17 protein-coding genes are annotated in these 14,690 nt (G+C 65.3%); 5 read left to right on the top strand and 12 right to left on the bottom strand.

Going from position 1 to position 14,690, the window contains the following annotated elements; all coding sequences use genetic code 11:
* The 6 genes from soxB to IC50_RS14605 form a co-directional block, all read right to left on the bottom strand.
* Positions 1 to 1,692, bottom strand: coding sequence for a thiosulfohydrolase SoxB (soxB, locus tag IC50_RS14630; RefSeq protein ID WP_035705548.1), 1,692 nt, complete (start codon positions 1,690 to 1,692; stop codon positions 1 to 3).
* Between the two features lie 27 nt (positions 1,693 to 1,719).
* Positions 1,720 to 2,541, bottom strand: a complete 822-nt coding sequence (soxA, locus tag IC50_RS14625; protein ID WP_035705545.1) for a sulfur oxidation c-type cytochrome SoxA — start codon at positions 2,539 to 2,541, stop codon at positions 1,720 to 1,722.
* A 28-nt stretch (positions 2,542 to 2,569) separates the two neighbouring features.
* A complete protein-coding gene (gene soxZ / locus IC50_RS14620) occupies positions 2,570 to 2,896 on the bottom strand; it encodes a thiosulfate oxidation carrier complex protein SoxZ (RefSeq protein WP_035705542.1) in 327 nt (108 codons plus the stop codon).
* A 19-nt stretch (positions 2,897 to 2,915) separates the two neighbouring features.
* Positions 2,916 to 3,368, bottom strand: a complete 453-nt coding sequence (gene soxY, locus IC50_RS14615; protein ID WP_035705539.1) for a thiosulfate oxidation carrier protein SoxY — start codon at positions 3,366 to 3,368, stop codon at positions 2,916 to 2,918.
* A gap of 18 nt (positions 3,369 to 3,386) precedes the next feature.
* Positions 3,387 to 3,854: a sulfur oxidation c-type cytochrome SoxX gene (gene soxX / locus IC50_RS14610; RefSeq protein ID WP_035705537.1), complete on the bottom strand. Its 468-nt coding sequence runs from the start codon at positions 3,852 to 3,854 to the stop codon at positions 3,387 to 3,389.
* Positions 3,855 to 3,984: 130 nt separating this feature from the next.
* Positions 3,985 to 4,551, bottom strand: coding sequence for a SoxW family protein (locus IC50_RS14605; RefSeq protein ID WP_035705617.1), 567 nt, complete (start codon positions 4,549 to 4,551; stop codon positions 3,985 to 3,987).
* Positions 4,552 to 4,649: 98 nt separating this feature from the next.
* On the opposite strand from IC50_RS14605, the gene IC50_RS14600 reads away from it, so the two are divergent.
* Positions 4,650 to 5,369 carry a hypothetical protein gene (locus IC50_RS14600; RefSeq protein WP_050990996.1) on the top strand — a complete coding sequence of 240 codons (720 nt, stop codon included), beginning with the start codon at positions 4,650 to 4,652 and terminating at the stop codon, positions 5,367 to 5,369.
* A gap of 2 nt (positions 5,370 to 5,371) precedes the next feature.
* Here IC50_RS14600 and IC50_RS14595 read toward each other — a convergent pair whose 3' ends face one another.
* Positions 5,372 to 6,103 (bottom strand): cytochrome c biogenesis CcdA family protein, encoded by a 732-nt coding sequence (locus tag IC50_RS14595; protein ID WP_035705533.1) that lies wholly within the window; start codon positions 6,101 to 6,103, stop codon positions 5,372 to 5,374.
* Between the two features lie 84 nt (positions 6,104 to 6,187).
* On the opposite strand from IC50_RS14595, the gene IC50_RS14590 reads away from it, so the two are divergent.
* From IC50_RS14590 to IC50_RS14580, 3 genes are all read left to right on the top strand, one after another.
* Positions 6,188 to 6,559 (top strand): thioredoxin, encoded by a 372-nt coding sequence (locus IC50_RS14590; protein ID WP_035705530.1) that lies wholly within the window; start codon positions 6,188 to 6,190, stop codon positions 6,557 to 6,559.
* A 37-nt stretch (positions 6,560 to 6,596) separates the two neighbouring features.
* On the top strand, positions 6,597 to 6,947 hold the full coding sequence (locus tag IC50_RS14585; protein ID WP_028137430.1) for an ArsR/SmtB family transcription factor: 351 nt from the start codon (positions 6,597 to 6,599) through the stop codon (positions 6,945 to 6,947).
* 75 nt (positions 6,948 to 7,022) lie between these two features.
* A complete protein-coding gene (locus IC50_RS14580; protein WP_035705527.1) occupies positions 7,023 to 8,102 on the top strand; it encodes a YeeE/YedE family protein in 1,080 nt (359 codons plus the stop codon).
* A gap of 172 nt (positions 8,103 to 8,274) precedes the next feature.
* Here the strand turns inward: IC50_RS14580 and IC50_RS14575 are convergent, their stop codons facing one another.
* Both IC50_RS14575 and IC50_RS14570 read right to left on the bottom strand, forming a co-directional pair.
* A complete protein-coding gene (locus IC50_RS14575; RefSeq protein ID WP_035705524.1) occupies positions 8,275 to 9,069 on the bottom strand; it encodes an adenylate/guanylate cyclase domain-containing protein in 795 nt (264 codons plus the stop codon).
* 217 nt (positions 9,070 to 9,286) lie between these two features.
* A complete protein-coding gene (locus IC50_RS14570) occupies positions 9,287 to 9,511 on the bottom strand; it encodes a hypothetical protein (RefSeq protein ID WP_050990995.1) in 225 nt (74 codons plus the stop codon).
* Between the two features lie 520 nt (positions 9,512 to 10,031).
* Between IC50_RS14570 and IC50_RS14565 the strand changes: the two genes are divergently transcribed.
* Positions 10,032 to 10,400, top strand: coding sequence for a rhodanese-like domain-containing protein (locus tag IC50_RS14565; protein ID WP_035705521.1), 369 nt, complete (start codon positions 10,032 to 10,034; stop codon positions 10,398 to 10,400).
* 153 nt (positions 10,401 to 10,553) lie between these two features.
* Here the strand turns inward: IC50_RS14565 and IC50_RS14560 are convergent, their stop codons facing one another.
* The 3 genes from IC50_RS14560 to IC50_RS14550 form a co-directional block, all read right to left on the bottom strand.
* Positions 10,554 to 11,747, bottom strand: a complete 1,194-nt coding sequence (locus tag IC50_RS14560; protein ID WP_035705611.1) for an adenylate/guanylate cyclase domain-containing protein — start codon at positions 11,745 to 11,747, stop codon at positions 10,554 to 10,556.
* Positions 11,748 to 11,850: 103 nt separating this feature from the next.
* Entirely contained in the window at positions 11,851 to 12,435 is a 585-nt protein-coding gene (locus IC50_RS14555; protein ID WP_035705519.1) for a HutD/Ves family protein, read from the bottom strand.
* An 84-nt stretch (positions 12,436 to 12,519) separates the two neighbouring features.
* On the bottom strand, positions 12,520 to 14,616 hold the full coding sequence (locus tag IC50_RS14550; protein WP_035705608.1) for an adenylate/guanylate cyclase domain-containing protein: 2,097 nt from the start codon (positions 14,614 to 14,616) through the stop codon (positions 12,520 to 12,522).
* Positions 14,617 to 14,690: the final 74 nt, after the last annotated feature.

Genomic DNA, 14,690 nt, shown 5'->3' with positions numbered 1-14,690 from the left:
TTACGCTCCGGTGACTTTGACGGCTCTGTTGGGTTCGAGACGAACCGTCTTCTGTCGGATCAGGTAATTGGCCACGACCTCCCAGATCGGCGGCCCTTCGGTTCCTTCATTGACGCTGGCCCAGCCGGCGACCTGGTACTCCCTGGCGGGATCGATCGGCGCGCCGGTCTTGGCCAGTTGCATGTCCGAGATGCGGCTGCCTTGCGGCTTGGTGACGTCGATCGCGTAGGACAGTCCGCCGATCCGCACCATGTCGCCGCCCTGCTGGTAGTAGGGATCGACGTTGAAGAGATTGTCGGCGACGTCCTCGATGATCTCCTTCAGCCGCGCGCCCGTCATGCCCATGCGATAGACCGCCGGATAGGTGATCGCGGTCGCGTTGGTGACGTCCTCAAAGGTGATGTCCTGCCCGGGCAGCACGCTGGTGCCCCAGCGGAAGCCGGGCGACAGCGCGATCTCGGCATCGCGCTCCTGCAACAGCGCCTGGCAGATCAAATCGTCGAACGTGCCGTTGAAATTGCCGCGCCGGTAAAGCAGCGAATCCGTCTTGCCGAGCACCTTCGACAGCTCGGACTCGAAGGGCTTTCGCACTTCGGCGATCTTGGCCGCCATCTCGGCGTCCGCCGTGATCACATCGGAGAACAGCGGAATCAGCTTGTAGCGGAACGCCTTGACCTCACCGTCGCGGACATCGAGGTCGAGCCGCGAGACGAACTTGCCGGACGAGCCCGACGCGATCAGCAAGGTCTTGCCGACCTTGACGGCTTCGGGCAGCGCGTCGTGGGTATGTCCGGTCAGGATGACGTCGATGCCCTTGACGCGGCCGGCGAGCTTGCGATCGACGTCGAAGCCGTTGTGCGAGAGCAGCACGACGAGCTGCGCGCCGTCCTTGCGCGCCTTGTCGACCTGCGCCTGGACGTCCTCCTCGCGCACGCCGAACGACCAGTTCGGGATCATCCAGCGCGGATTGGCGACCGGCGTATAGGGGAAAGCCTGTCCGAGCACCGCGATCTTGACGCCGCCACGCTCGATCATGGTCGAGGCCTCGAACGCCGCCTCGTTCCATTCGGTGTCGCGGATGTTGAGGCCGAGGAAGGGGAAGCCGAGGCCTTCGATCGCCTGCTTGACGCGCTCGGTGCCGTAGGTGAACTCCCAATGGCCGGTCATGGCGTCGGGCTTGAGCAGCGCCATGCAGTCGATCATGTCCTGGCCGCGCGTCTTCAGCGACGACCACGACCCCTGCCAAGTGTCGCCGCCGTCGAGCAGCGCGACCTTGTCGCCGCGCTCGGCGCGGATCGCCTTGATCACGGTCGCGGCGCGATCGAGGCCGCCGATCCGGCCATAGCTCTTGGCCAACGCCTCGAAATCCTCCGACGTCAGGGCATAGGCCGCCGACGAGCCCGGGGCGATGCCGAAGCGGGCGAGGAACTCCTTGCCGGTGACGTGCGGCGGCAGGCCCTTCGCCTCGCCGACGCCGAGATTGGTCGAGGGCTCGCGGAAATAGAGCGGCATGAGCTGACCGTGGATATCGGTCACGTGAACCAGCGTGACGTTGCCGAGCGGCTCGAAAGCCAGCAACTCCTTCTCGGTCAGGCGCTGCTGGGCGACCGCCCGGGTCAGGCCGGAGCCAACACCGGTCGAAAGAGCCGCCGTTGCCGCGGCAACCTGAATGAACTCGCGGCGAGAGATCATGCGCAATACTCCTGCAAACTCATCGTCTCAGTTGCGCACCGACGGCGTCTCGACCGGCAGACCGATGCCGCGCCAGGCCACATAGAGCTCGAGCGCGAGGAATTCGTCCGAGAGCGGCTTGAACGGCTCGGCGCGCACGTCGAACATGCAGCCTTGGAAACGCTCGTGCAGCGGCACCAGGCGCTGGTCGCGCAGCCGATAGGTCGGAAAGCCGTTGGTCTGGCCCTGGCTCAGGAAATCGGCGCGCATGAACTTGCCGTTGTTGCGCTCGTGGCAGGATTCGCAGGCGAGATCGAGCTGGCCATAGCGCGTGTAATAGATCTGCTTGCCGCGCTCGAACCAGGGCGACATCGGCCCGTCGGTCTTCACCGCCACGGGCATGCCGTGCGATTGGTAGCGCACGAACGTGGTCATGTCGGTCAACTCCCGGGACTTGAATTTCCAGGGCTCCGTCTTCATGTGCTCGGTGCGGCAGATGTTGATGCGCTGCTCGAGATTGACCGGCTTCTTCAGCTTGTCGTCCCATTTCGGCATGGCGGCGCCGACGCCCTTCATGCTGGTCTCGGCCTCGCCGTGGCAGCTCATGCAGGACTTGCCTTCGCTGCCCTCCACCTTCTTCCAGACATCCGCCGCGCGCTCCACGGCGAGGAAGCCCGGGTTTTCGAGATCGTCGTCCTGCAACGCACGGGTCTCCTTGCTGCGAAATTCGTAGCCGGAGATGATGGTCTTGAAGACGTGGCCGGGCGGCGCCGCGATGCCCTTGCGCTCGGCGTCGTCTGCGACCGCGAGCGTCGCAACCGACGCAGCGGCTGCGACCAGAGCGGCCATCCCAACATATCGTCGCGCCATCCGAGCCTCCCTCAATGCGTGATACGCATCATGCCTTGAGCGCAATCTTCTCTTCGGCCGTGATCACCGTGCCGTCGTCGTCCGTCCAGGAGAACTTGAACGTTCCGGCTTCGTCGATCCTGGCGTCGAACTGGATGTAGGGATTGGCCGAGATCGCCGGTTCGAGCGCGCAGGAGAACACCGGCTTGCCGTTGAACTCGCAGGCGAACTTGTTGATGATCTTGCGCGGAATGGCCTTGCCCTGCGCGTCCTTGCGCTGGCCCGATTCCATGACATGCGAGACCAGGGTCTTGATCTGGATCACTTCGCCCTTGGCCGCTTCCTTGGGAAGCTTGATGCGCGGTTTGTCTGCCATTGTTCCTCTCCTGACGCCCCTAGCCGCCGCAGCCGCCGATCGTAACCTTGACGGTCTTCTGCTCCATGAACAGCGAACCGTCGCTCATCTTCGCGATCGCAACCACGTTCTGCGTGGTTGCGAGCCGGATCCGGATCGATGCTTCCGCCTTGCCCGATAGCGGCGTGAACGACAGCGTCGCGACACCCGCATTCGGGTTGCCGTCAGCGAGGATCATGACGTCCTTGACATAGGAGTCCGCGGTCATCGGACTCTCGATGTTGATCGAGAGCGGCACGGTGTTGCCGTTCTCCGCGATCTCCGGCAGGTCGAGCGAAATCTTGCCCTTGGCAGCTTGCTTGCCGCCGGTGAACTTCTCGATCCACTTCGCCGCATCGCCCGTCACTTCGGCATCGGCCGCCATGGGCATCAGGGTCAGCATGACGAAGCCGCCCCCAAGCGCAAATGCCTGCCGTCGATTGATGGCTTTCATTCCAGATCCTCCTCGCCGTCAGTTCAGCGTCTTGAGAAAAGCGATGACGTCCTCGACCTGCACGGCCGTCAAAATGGACTTGCCGACGAACTCCGGGCGCACCCGGCTCAAGCCGTCGTTCTTGAAGAACGCAGGCATGACGGTGTTGGTGAAGACGCGCTTGGGGTCGGCGACGATGAGGCGCAATTGCGCCTCGGTGTAGCGGTCTGCCACACCGTCGAGAGATGGACCGAACTCGCCGTGGAAATCCTCGGACTTCAGGCTCGTGACCTGATGGCAGGCCAGGCAATTGCCGAGCGTGCGCGTCAGAAACACCTTCTTGCCGGCGGCGGCATTGCCGGGCACACCGGACAGGGATTTCGGCAAGGAATCGTTGACGACGTCGAGCCTGATGGGCTCCTTGGTCGGCTCTCTGGCAGTCTCTTGGGCAAGACCGCCTCCGGCCGACAGACAAAGTGCAAACGCAGCCGCAAGCGAGCGCCGCATGTTTCCTACCCTCGGATCGCGGGGTGACGCCCGCTCTTGATTACGACGGACTCACGGTCCATCAAATTCAGTTATTATGATATGTTCATGTGACCGGCGGCGTCAAGCGAAATTCGAAGGACGCTCTCGGTCAGCCATTCGCGGCCAGGAAATCCCGGAACGAGCCGCGCTCATAGGCGCGCTCCCGCACGAAGCGAAACATCGCCAGGAAGTGCGCCGGCTTGAGATAACCGGGCGCCCGCGCCACTTCGCGCGCCATCGCCTCCTTCGCTTCGATGCCATCGGCGGTTGGCGGAAAGAACTGAAAGGTCGGAGTGAACCTGATCCCGTATTTTCGAGCGAGGTCCTTCTCAGGCAACTCCTGGCGGTCGAAGTCGGTAACCTTGCGCGAGCCGATCAGATTGAGCTGCAACACCTCGAAATTGTCGCGGATATAGGTCGCGATGCCGGCATCGGCGAAGTTCACCAGATGCGTCTCGCGGCAATAGGGACAGCCGCGCAGCTCCCACATGATGGCGAGGCGCTTGCCGCCGGCGCTGGCGCTCTCCAGGTCCTCGCGCAGATCGAGGAAGCTCTGCAGAAACCAGGGCTCGTGATAGAGCCCATCTTCGCCAACCGCGGGCTCGGCCGCCGCCGCGCCGGGGCCGGCCCAGGCTGCGCCAAACGCGAATGCGAGAAGGCCGCGCCGCGTCGGCATGCGAAGCGACGTCGGGGTCTTGTGCGTTGGGAGATCTTGCGCGCTGGTCATTTCTATTATGATATTCGAATGTACGAATGTGACAAGGAGTTCCGATCTTGCGCTGCACCATCGTGCTGCTGGCATGGCTGGCTTCGAATGCGCTCGCGCTTGGCGCAGATGTCGACAAAGCTTCGGATTTCGGATCGGCGATGGCGCCGATCATGGCCAACCTGCGCACCGCCGCGAGCTATGCGCGCACCGGCAACGTCGCGCTGGCCCAGATCGAGACCGACGAAGCGGCCGCCCGGTGGAAACGACTCGAGCCGAACGCCTCCAGTCCCCCGGCCGCTTACGCGCCGGCCGAATTGTCGGGATTTCTCGACGGGGGTCGCGACCGGCTCACGATGATCACGGGCGCGCTGGAGCGCGGAGACAATGTCGCCGCCGGCCGCGAGCTGCTCGCAATTCGGCAGGCTTTTCACGCGCTCAGGCGTCATGCGGGCCTGTACGATCTTGGCGATTGCATCTTCGAGATCGCGCCCGCCACGGAAACGTTGCGTGTCGCAGCCATCAGGTACTCCGAGCAGCCGGCGCCAGCGAACGCCGAGGAGACCGTCGCCGCCGCAAGCGCATTCCGCGATCGGCTTCGGCACTGTAACGAATGGGCAGATGGCGAGATCGTTGCCCAAGGCGAATTCCGCCGCCTGATCGATGGCGCGATCGCCAGCAGCGGCGAGATCGCCCATGCCGCGATGGCGGGCGACGGCTTCCTCGTGCATCGTTACCTCATCGAACTGCAGTCCTTTGCCCAGCTGCTCGACTTCCGTTACGGCTAGCCTCAGCCGATGCTGGTCAGTCCAGGAAAATGCTCAAGCAGCCATTCCGAGACCGCAGGCATCAAGCCGGTCAGGAACATCAGGCCGGTCACGACCAGGAAGAGGCCCATCGTCTTCTCGATCAGACCGAGATGCCGGCGCACATGGCCAAGCGCGGCAATGAAACGACCGGTGAACGCAGCCGCAACCAGGAAGGGAATGCCGGTCCCGACCGAATAGGCTGCAAGCAGCAGCGCGCCCCGTCCGGTCGTGTCCTCCGAGCCTGCCATCAGCAGGACGGCTGCAAGGATGGGGCCAGCACAGGGCGTCCAGCCAAACGCGAATGCCAGACCCATGACGAAGGCTCCCGCCAGGCCGGCCGGGCGGTTGTCGACCTGCATGGTCGCGCTGCGATAGAGCAGCGGAATCCTGAATACGCCGAGAAAATGCAGGCCCATGACGATAATCAGTCCGCCCGCGACGATGCCGAGCGTCGACAGATGCGCGGAGACGAAGCGGCCCGCGATCGAGGCAGTCGAGCCGAGCGCGATGAAGACCAGCGAAAAGCCCGCCACGAAGGCCAGCGCGGACACCAGGATGCGCGGCCGCAGATCCGGCCGGTCGCCGGACAGATCCGTGACCGAGACGCCGGCCATGTAGCACAGGAAAGGCGGGACCAGGGGGAGGATGCAGGGCGACAGAAACGACAAGAGGCCCGCGACGAAGGCCGCACCAAGCGTGACGTCCAAGGTCATTCCACCCCATCCCTATCACATATGCGAATTTAATGATATAAAGCGCCAGGGACGTCTACAGGCAAGTCCGGAGTTCGGTCACGCATGAACAGAATCGTCATTTTGGTCGCAGTCGCCGTCGGGCTCGCGCTGCCCGCGACGGCGTCGCGCGCCGTCGAGCTCGTCATGTTCGAGCGGGCCGGTTGCGCCTGGTGTGCGCGCTTCGACGCCGAGATCGCGCCGATCTACGGCAAGACCGACGAAAGCCGGGCCGCACCGCTGCGCCGGGTCGACCTGAACAGCCCCGTTCCCGCCGATCTCGCCGGAATCGATCCGGGTCCCTTCACGCCGACCTTCGTCGTGGTACAAGAGGGCCGTGAGATCGGGCGCATTCGCGGCTATCCGGGGGATGCCTTCTTCTTTGGCCTCTTGGGCCGAATCCTGTCAAAGGCGGGATCGGAACCCGAGAAGTCGTGACTGGTCTTGCGGATTTTGCTGAGAGGAACTTGACGCGATGCCATTGCCGAAGCTGAAGGAGATCGAAGGCTCCGCCGAACTCGAGCAGATGATCGAAAAGGCGCGCGAGGCGAGCGACATGCTCAAGGCGCTGTCCCACGAGTCCCGACTGTTGCTGCTCTGCATCCTCGCCGAGGGCGAGAAATCCGTAACCGAGCTCGAGCAATTCCTGGGCGAGCGGCAATCGACCGTCTCGCAACAGCTCGCGCGGCTGAGGCTGGATCGGCTGGTAACGACCCGGCGCGACGGCAAGACGATCTACTACAGTCTCGCCAGCGAGGACGTCCGCAAGATTCTCACCGCCGTTTACGACGTGTTCTGCGAGCCGGTACGCCGGCGCCGCCGGTAATTTCTTCCGCGCTGGCTTTTCGCGCCCTGACGGCGCAGATTACCCGCAAGGCCAAACCAAGAAGAAGCGGGAGGACTGCTGAGCCCTTCGACCATAGCGTTTGCATGTGGGCTTGCCGCCGGTGCCGTGCTCGGCGTTGCCGGCCGCGCGGGACGGTTTTGCACCTTGGCGATGCTCGAGGATGCGTTCTTCGGGTCGGATTTGCGTCGGCTGAAATCCTTTGCGCTGGCTGCGGCCGTGGCCCTGCTGGCCACCCAGATGCTCGCCGAGTTCGGCATCGTCGACCTGTCGCGGTCGATCTACCTGACGTCGTCGATCGGGCTTGGCGGCGCGATTCTGGGCGGGCTGACGTTCGGCATCGGCATGGCGCTGGTCGGCACCTGCGGCTTCGGCACGTTGGTCCGTATCGGCGGCGGGGATCTGCGGGCCATCGTGGTCTTTCTTGTGCTCGGCCTCTCGGCGCTCGCGACCATGCGCGGGATCACGGGGATGCTGCGCCTGATGCTGATCGAGCCGTTGTCGCTGCGGCTCTCCGAAGGCTATGACCAGACGCTGACCTCGCTTCTGGGCGCGGGGAGCGCGGTGCGCGCACTCCTCGTCCTGTCGATCGCCACGGCGCTTGCCGTCTGGGCCCTCGCCGACGGCAGGCTGATGCGATCGCCCCGACTGCTGGTCTCTGGCCTTGCCGTCGGCGGCGCGATCGCATTCGGCTGGTTCGCGACCGGATGGCTCGCCGATGACGAATTCGATCCCGTCCGCGTCTCATCGCTCAGTTTCGTCGCACCACTCGGCGACACCATCCTCTACATCGCCACCTTCTCCGGTGCGCGGCTGAATTTCGGTATCGGCTCCGTCGCCGGCGTCGTGGCAGGCTCCCTTGCCGCGGCGATGCTCGCGCGCGGCTTTCGTTGGGAGGCCTGCGACGACGCGCGCGAATTGAAGCGTCACATGACCGGCGCGCTCCTGATGGGTATCGGGGGGGTCATGTCGATGGGATGCACGATCGGCCAGGGATTGACCGCGCTCTCGACGCTCGCCGTCTCGGCACCGATCACCATGCTGGCGATTGCCTGCGGAGCTCGTCTCGGGCTCGAGTTCACAATGACCGGCGAGTGGTTGCCGGCAGTGCGCAAGCTATTCGGCGCTTCAACGTAACCTGAGCAGAGTTTCGGGCCTTCGTAGTCGACTCACGGATTCGAAAGCGTTCCATGGCGAAGACCGTCGCCGCTCCGGCCGCGAGACGTCGTCGGATTCAATTGATCCGCAACGCAAGTTGCGGCCCGCGTCCTGCTGGTCCGCATCGCCTTCGCACCGGCGCGGCGCCGCTTCACGCCTCCACCCGCCACAACCTCCACCGCTCCGGCACGCCCTTGAGCTGATGCACGCCATGATCCCTGAACCTGATCTCGGGCTGCGAAACCAGCTCCTTCACCGCGCTCGACACCAGCACCTCTCCCGCGCGCGCCTTCGCGGCGACGCGGGTGCCTATGTGGAAGGCGAGGCCGACCATTTCGCCGCCGCTGATCGTGTACTCGCCGGCGTGCAAGCCCACCCTGATCTCGAGGCCCAGCGTGCGAACCGCCTTCTGGATCGCGGCCGCGCAAGTGATGCCGGCGGCGGGCTTCCTGAACGTTGCCAGCACGCCGTCGCCTGTGGTCACGACTTCCTTGCCGCGCGCGCTCTTCAGCTCCTTGCGGACCGCGGCGTAGTAATGGCCCATCACCTTGGTCCAGCGCGCATCGCCGAGTTTCGCGGCTTTCGCGGTGGAGCCGACGATATCGACGATCAGGATGGTGGCGAGCGCCTGCTTGGGTTCAGTGCCGCGATCGAAGGACCTGCGCCCGAGCGCAATCGGTCCCGTCAGCGGCTCGTAGCGATGGTTGCGTCGCCGCGCGATCGCGGCCTTCGTGTAGTCCTGTGCGCGCTGCGCCGTGCCGCAACGAACCGTCTTCTCCTGCGGCGATCGCGACCAGAAGACCTTGCGCCCATCGCCGGCGCCATGCACCTCCACGGCACCCCATTTCAGGAACACCGCCGAGCCGACGCGCCTGACGCACCACGCCTTCGACGTGTATCCGGACACGTTGGACTGATGGACTCCGATGCGAAGGAATTTCGGCATGAACGTGCGGCCAAAGACCGTTTGGGCCCAACTTGTCGCAAAGCGTAGTCGCACAATCCGGCGTTGGCAACCGGACCCCGACCCGCCCTCCGCCCCGCGTATTCCAGGTCCGCATCCTAGGCTGCTCTGCCGCCGCCCTGCTTGCCGATCGTGCAGCGCCATGCGACCAGACGTTCGGCCGGATGCTGCGCCATCCACTCGGCGAGTTGCGGGGCTCTCACGCGGGCTCCTGCGACCAATCGTACTCGGCCCTGGCAGCCGAGCGCGTCACCGATTTGGCGGCATCGACGCTCGAGGCCTCTTCGGCGCGCCGTTGATAGTCATCGGCCAGCATCTTCAACCGCGCTGCCACCGCATCGTCGGTCATGCTCCGGGCCACGCGCAGCAGGCTCTGCGCCGTTTCCATATATTCCTTGCCTCGTCGTGACATCTGCAGCGTCATGGGATCCTCGCGCGGTTCTCTGGGGGCAGGTCGAAGGCGACCGGGAAATGGCCGACCCAGTCGCGGTCGTCCTGGCGGCGCGTCGCGAAACGTTCGACGCACTTTCTCGAGCAAAGAGGGTTGCGCCACGCGTAATACCTGACGAGACCGAACTGGCCGTCGCAGACGGCACAGCGCCCGGCTCGACCGTGAAGATTTCCGGAGCAAATTGGCATTGACGTCTCCTCTTGCTGTCGCGCCTGATGTCGCCGATCACCTCTTCTGTTGCACCGGGCTCGCCTCCCTCCCGATGAAGCGGGCGGCACTCGTCGTCCGAGCCGCCAACGAAGCCAGCTTACGAGTCCTGCGCGGCAATCTCTTTCAACAAGGCGCCCTCATTTGCCCATCCGCACGACGCCCGGCCCGGTCCATGAAAGGGGCCGGCGAACGCCCGTCTGAGTGGCGCGGCGGCCGTCGACCGGAGGAGGCGCAGCCTGGATCGATGTGCTATCCTCCAACGGGGGCGGCAGGAGAGAGACCGATGGTAACGAGTGTGAAGCAAATGCTGGAAGCTGCGAACGCGGCAGTCCCGAAGATCACGTCGGAGCAGGCGGCCGAGATGATCGGAAGCGGCAACACGCTGGTCGTAGACGTTCGCGATGCGCCCGAAGTCGCCGCCAGCGGCAAGATCGCCGGCGCCGTGCATGTCTCGCGCGGGATGCTGGAGTTTCGCGCCGATCCGGAGTCGCCCTATCACGATAAGGCATTCGACAAGACCAAGACCGTGATCCTCTACTGCGCGTCCGGCGGCAGATCGGCGCTGGCCGGGAAGGTGCTGAAGGACATGGGCTACGAGAAGGTCTACAATGTCGGCGGCTTCAAGGATTGGTCGGGGCCGGTCGAGAAATAGCAGGAACAGGCAGCGCGGTTCCGTTGACGTATGCGGCAGCAGCTTCAGCGGGCCCCATTGGCGTCATCCTGCGGAGACCGCTGGAAGCGGTCGTCTCGAAGGACGAGGCGTTGGCCCGGACCGTCCAGCACGTCATATGCGCTGGCCCTGCCCTCAGCCCGGATACGCAAACAGCTCGATCGGATCGCTGAAGCCGCGCACCTCGTGCCTGCCTACGTGCTCCAGCTGGAACTGCTTCTCCACCAGCTCGGCGAAGGCGCGTGACAGCAGCACCTTTCGTCCCAACTGCTTGGTGAGGGCTTCGAGGCGGGAGGCCATGTTGACGGCCGGGCCGATCACGGTGAAGTCGAGCCGGCTCGTCGATCCGATATTGCCGTACATGACGTCGCCGACATGGACGCCGATGCCGTAGTTCAGCGGCGCGCGGCCGGTCGCGCCGTTCCGTTCGTTCAGCGCGGCCATGGCCTTGCGGGCCTCGGCCACGGCATGCAGCAGATTCGCGCAGGCGTTGGGCTCATGAAGCGGGAAGATGGCGAGCAGTCCGTCGCCGATGAATTTCAGGATCTCGCCGCGGTGCCGCGCAATCGGCTCCGACATCGCGTCGAAATAGTCGTTGAGCAGGTCGATGACGTCGTCGCGCGGCCAATTGTCGGAAATCTTGGTGAAATCCCTGAGATCGCAGATCATGATCGCGGCGCGCACCGTCGTGCCGCTGCCGCGCCTCGTCGCGCCGGCAAGGATCAACTCGCCGGCATGGGAACCGACATAGGTCTCCAGCAGCGTCCGTGCCAGGCGGTTCTTGATGCGAATTTCGCTGACCAGCGCCAGCACCGGCAGCAGCTTCTTCAGGCCGGCGACATGCGCATCGTCGAAACCGCCGGGCCGATCGGTCGCGAAGGTGACGAGATGGCGCTTGCCGAGCGTGTGGTAGAGCGGCCAGGCGATATAGTCGGTGAGGCCCTTGGCCCGCATTTCGTCATAGAGGGCGTGCTTGCGGCTGAGCGTGGAATCCTGCTCGAGCCGCTCACGCACCTCGGCGGCGCCGTCATGGATCTCGCTGGCGGCGCTGCCGATATATTCGGACCGCTCGCGAACGTCATAATCGACCAGCGCAATCTCCGCCTCGCGCATCCCATCGGACCACATCATCCGTGCCCCGAGCCACTGCGGGTGATTGATCAGCACGTGGAGCGTCGCGCGCCTGACCGGTATGCCCGCCTGCTGGAGGCGGATGCACATCTGCGCGAAGATGTTGTCGATGAAGCGCTCGTCGCGCGTGCCGTTGGTCAGCCAGTCGACGACGCTGTCGGCCTGCGTGGGGGCATTGTTGGTCGGCGGCGTTGTCATCGTCTGCCCTTCAGCGGCGGTGTGCATCGCAACACATATCGTGCGCTGGCCGCGCGCCGTCAACCTGGCCAGCTGCCCGGATTGTGCGCACGGAGTGAGGACGCTAGCCGACCCGCCAGATCGAGCCCAGCACCGCCAGCCCCGACACCAGCACGAGCTGCGAGGCCGCGGCAAGTTCCACCTGCAGCGTGTTTTCGTGCGAAAGTGAAAACTCCTCGCCATCGAGGCGGACGCGGCAATCGCCGCGCGCGGCGTAGACCAGATGAGTGCCGGCATTGAGCTGCCGCGCGCCGGGCTCGCGCAACGCCACGAGATCGATCTCCGCCGCGTCGCGCCTGGCCATCAGGTTCACGACCTCGACCGGGCCTTGTTCGAGCGCCGTCACGATCTCCATCTCGCCGGTGAAGCGCACCGTCGTAAAAGGTTCACGTTCGTCGAACTCCTGCGTCGGCGACTTCAGGACCAGCCCGCCCCCGCCGACGACCATCTGCAAGCGGTCGATACCGGGCATGTGGGAGAAGGGACCGGGCGCCACGATCGGCGTGCTGGCAAAGCGCCAGAGCAGACTGGTCCAATCCCTCGTCGCCGCCTCGGCGCGCCAGGCGCCTGCAATGTCGGTGAAGATGCCGCCGCCGTTCTTCCAGGGCGAGCGGGTGTAGCGTTCGGGTGTGAGCAATGTGGTTTTCATGTCCACATCATGAGCGGAATCAGCAGACTTTGCCAACCGGTTTCCACTGCAACGGCCGGAGGCCGCGACCTGGGGTCCATCTCGCTATTTCGACGCCAACGCCGCCACGGGCCGCCACGTCGCATCGGGCGCGGCTGCGGCGAACTGCTGGCAGCGGTCGCGCATCAGCGCGGCGGGACGATCATGACCGCGCTGCTTCAACACAGCTTCGAAATCGGCCAGCGCATCGGCGAACCGCTGTGCGCGATAGGCGGCGAGGCCGCGCTCGTAATCCGCGATCCAGCCGGTGGTCTCGCCATCGACGGCATCTGCGTTCACCATCCCGATCAATTCGTGGACGGACAGCCCCTCCTCCCGTCCGTACACCGCGATGCTGTCGATCTCGCGCGTGACGACGACGCCGCGCGCCAGACGTTCGGTCGTCTCGCCGATCAGAATCTGCGTGCCATAGGATTTGTTGGCGCCTTCGAGCCGGCTGGCGACGTTCACGGCATCGCCGATCACGGTGTAGTTCAGCCGCAGCTCCGAGCCGATATTGCCGACCAGCATGCGGCCGGAATTGATGCCGATCCGGATCTGGAGCGGCTGCCCGAGATCATCCACCAGGCCCGACTCTTCGACCGCCTTGCGGCAGGCGAGCGCCGCGCGGCAGCATCGCGCCGCGTGATCGCCCTGCGGCTGCGGCGCCCCCCAGAACGCCATCACGGCGTCGCCGATGAACTTGTCGATGGTGCCGCCATTGTCGACGATGATCGCCGAGGTGACGTCGAGATAGCGCGACAGCAGCGGCACCACGCGATCGCCGAGCCGCTCGGACAGGCCGGTGAAGCCGGCAATGTCGATGAACATCACGCTGAGCTCCTGGATGCTGCCGCCGGGCCTCGCCTCGACGCCCTGGCGCAGCAGGCCGCGGACGAGATCGGCCGGGATGAACTTGCGGAACGCGGAGAGGCCGGACGCCATCTCGGCGATCGCGCCGGACAGGCTGGCAATCTCCTTGAGCCGCGAAGGGTGGCGGCGCACCTGCTCCAGCGCGAAGGCCTCGACATGGCGAAGCTCGCCGACGACGCGCGACAACGGCGCGGCAATGACGGAACGCGCCAGCATCGCCGAGGCCAGCGCCGCGAGCACGGCACCGATGGCAAGGCCGAGGATCAGGCGCCGCAGCGTCGTCTCGACCGGCCCGAGAAATTCGGCCTCGGGAATCACGGTCGCGAGCGACCAGCCGGGAAACGGCAGCGGCGTCAGCGCAACCTCGTAGGCCGCGCCGCCCGAGGTGAGCCGGCTTCGCCAGGCCTCCTTGCGGCCGGCCTCGCCTGCCTTGTCGAGCGCTGCGCGCGCCAGCGGCAGCAACGTCGTGTCGCCACGCGCCGGATGGAGCTCGTCGGCCGCCTTGTCCGGCGCCGCGACGAGCTCCCCGCCATCATCGACGATGAACGCAGTCCCCGTTCGCCCGACCTCGAGCTGCGACAGGAAGCGCGCGAGCCTCGTATACTCGATGATGACGGCCAGAACGCCTTGCCGCTCCCGGTAGACGTCGATCGGCCCCGCGAACGCGATCGACGGCCGCCCACCGGTCGCATGGTCCATCACCCTGAACCATTGCGGATCATCGGCCGTGAGCCCGGCCTTGAACCAGGCCTGATCGGCGACGTGGAATGAGGTCGGCTCGAAACGGCGATTGGCGAATTCGATGTCGCCGGGCACCACGTCATATTCATCGACGCGGCGCTGGCCTGGATGATCCGTCAGCGAGATCTCCATCATCTCGAGCCGGCGATCGCCGAGCTTGTGCGCGGCGAAGAAGGAACCGTCGGGCCAGCCGAACGCGACCCACGAGATCGTCGCCTGCGACTGCAATTGCGACAGAAATACGAACTCGCGCTTGTCGGCCTCGCGGGTGTCGAGCACGTTCTGCAGAAACAGCGTGCGGATCGCGGTGTGCGCGGCGCGCGCCTCGTCGACGATGGCCGAGACCTCCTTGCGCACCGCCGCCACGATCTGATCGTTGATGGTCGAGGCGAGCTGCCGGCTGGTCGCCTCCGCCGTGCGCCACCAGAGCAGGCTGGAGAGCGCGGCCGTCAGCAGGATCGCCGCCAGGACCAGCGCGGACACCGCAAGGCGGATGCTGACCGTCAGCCTTGTGATCGCACGAAGCCGTCGTTCGGGATCGACCTTCATCGCTGCCTTCGCCTGCCGGTCCACCTGAGCCTCTGACATTGCTCTACGCCGCCGGCGCCCGCCCGTTACCTCTG

Origin of the sequence: Bradyrhizobium genomosp. I (2014), from assembly GCF_000261685.1 — a bacterium.
In the GTDB taxonomy this organism is placed as follows: domain Bacteria; phylum Pseudomonadota; class Alphaproteobacteria; order Rhizobiales; family Xanthobacteraceae; genus Bradyrhizobium.
The sequence above is the reverse complement of the archived record's forward strand: the minus strand, read 5'-3'. Positions and strand labels throughout refer to the sequence as shown.

Excerpts from the sequence above, each read along its gene's own strand:
- soxB (WP_035705548.1), bottom strand. The coding sequence starts at position 1,692 with ATGATCTCTCGCCGCGAGTTCATTCAGGTTGCCGCGGCAACGGCGGCT.
- soxA (WP_035705545.1), bottom strand. The coding sequence starts at position 2,541 with ATGGCGCGACGATATGTTGGGATGGCCGCTCTGGTCGCAGCCGCTGCG.
- soxZ (WP_035705542.1), bottom strand. The coding sequence starts at position 2,896 with ATGGCAGACAAACCGCGCATCAAGCTTCCCAAGGAAGCGGCCAAGGGC.
- soxY (WP_035705539.1), bottom strand. The coding sequence starts at position 3,368 with ATGAAAGCCATCAATCGACGGCAGGCATTTGCGCTTGGGGGCGGCTTC.
- soxX (WP_035705537.1), bottom strand. The coding sequence starts at position 3,854 with ATGCGGCGCTCGCTTGCGGCTGCGTTTGCACTTTGTCTGTCGGCCGGA.
- IC50_RS14605 (WP_035705617.1), bottom strand. The coding sequence starts at position 4,551 with ATGCCGACGCGGCGCGGCCTTCTCGCATTCGCGTTTGGCGCAGCCTGG.
- IC50_RS14595 (WP_035705533.1), bottom strand. The coding sequence starts at position 6,103 with ATGACCTTGGACGTCACGCTTGGTGCGGCCTTCGTCGCGGGCCTCTTG.
- IC50_RS14590 (WP_035705530.1), top strand. The coding sequence starts at position 6,188 with ATGAACAGAATCGTCATTTTGGTCGCAGTCGCCGTCGGGCTCGCGCTG.
- IC50_RS14585 (WP_028137430.1), top strand. The coding sequence starts at position 6,597 with ATGCCATTGCCGAAGCTGAAGGAGATCGAAGGCTCCGCCGAACTCGAG.
- IC50_RS14575 (WP_035705524.1), bottom strand. The coding sequence starts at position 9,069 with ATGCCGAAATTCCTTCGCATCGGAGTCCATCAGTCCAACGTGTCCGGA.
- IC50_RS14570 (WP_050990995.1), bottom strand. The coding sequence starts at position 9,511 with ATGACGCTGCAGATGTCACGACGAGGCAAGGAATATATGGAAACGGCG.
- IC50_RS14565 (WP_035705521.1), top strand. The coding sequence starts at position 10,032 with ATGGTAACGAGTGTGAAGCAAATGCTGGAAGCTGCGAACGCGGCAGTC.
- IC50_RS14560 (WP_035705611.1), bottom strand. The coding sequence starts at position 11,747 with ATGACAACGCCGCCGACCAACAATGCCCCCACGCAGGCCGACAGCGTC.
- IC50_RS14555 (WP_035705519.1), bottom strand. The coding sequence starts at position 12,435 with ATGAAAACCACATTGCTCACACCCGAACGCTACACCCGCTCGCCCTGG.
- IC50_RS14550 (WP_035705608.1), bottom strand. The coding sequence starts at position 14,616 with ATGAAGGTCGATCCCGAACGACGGCTTCGTGCGATCACAAGGCTGACG.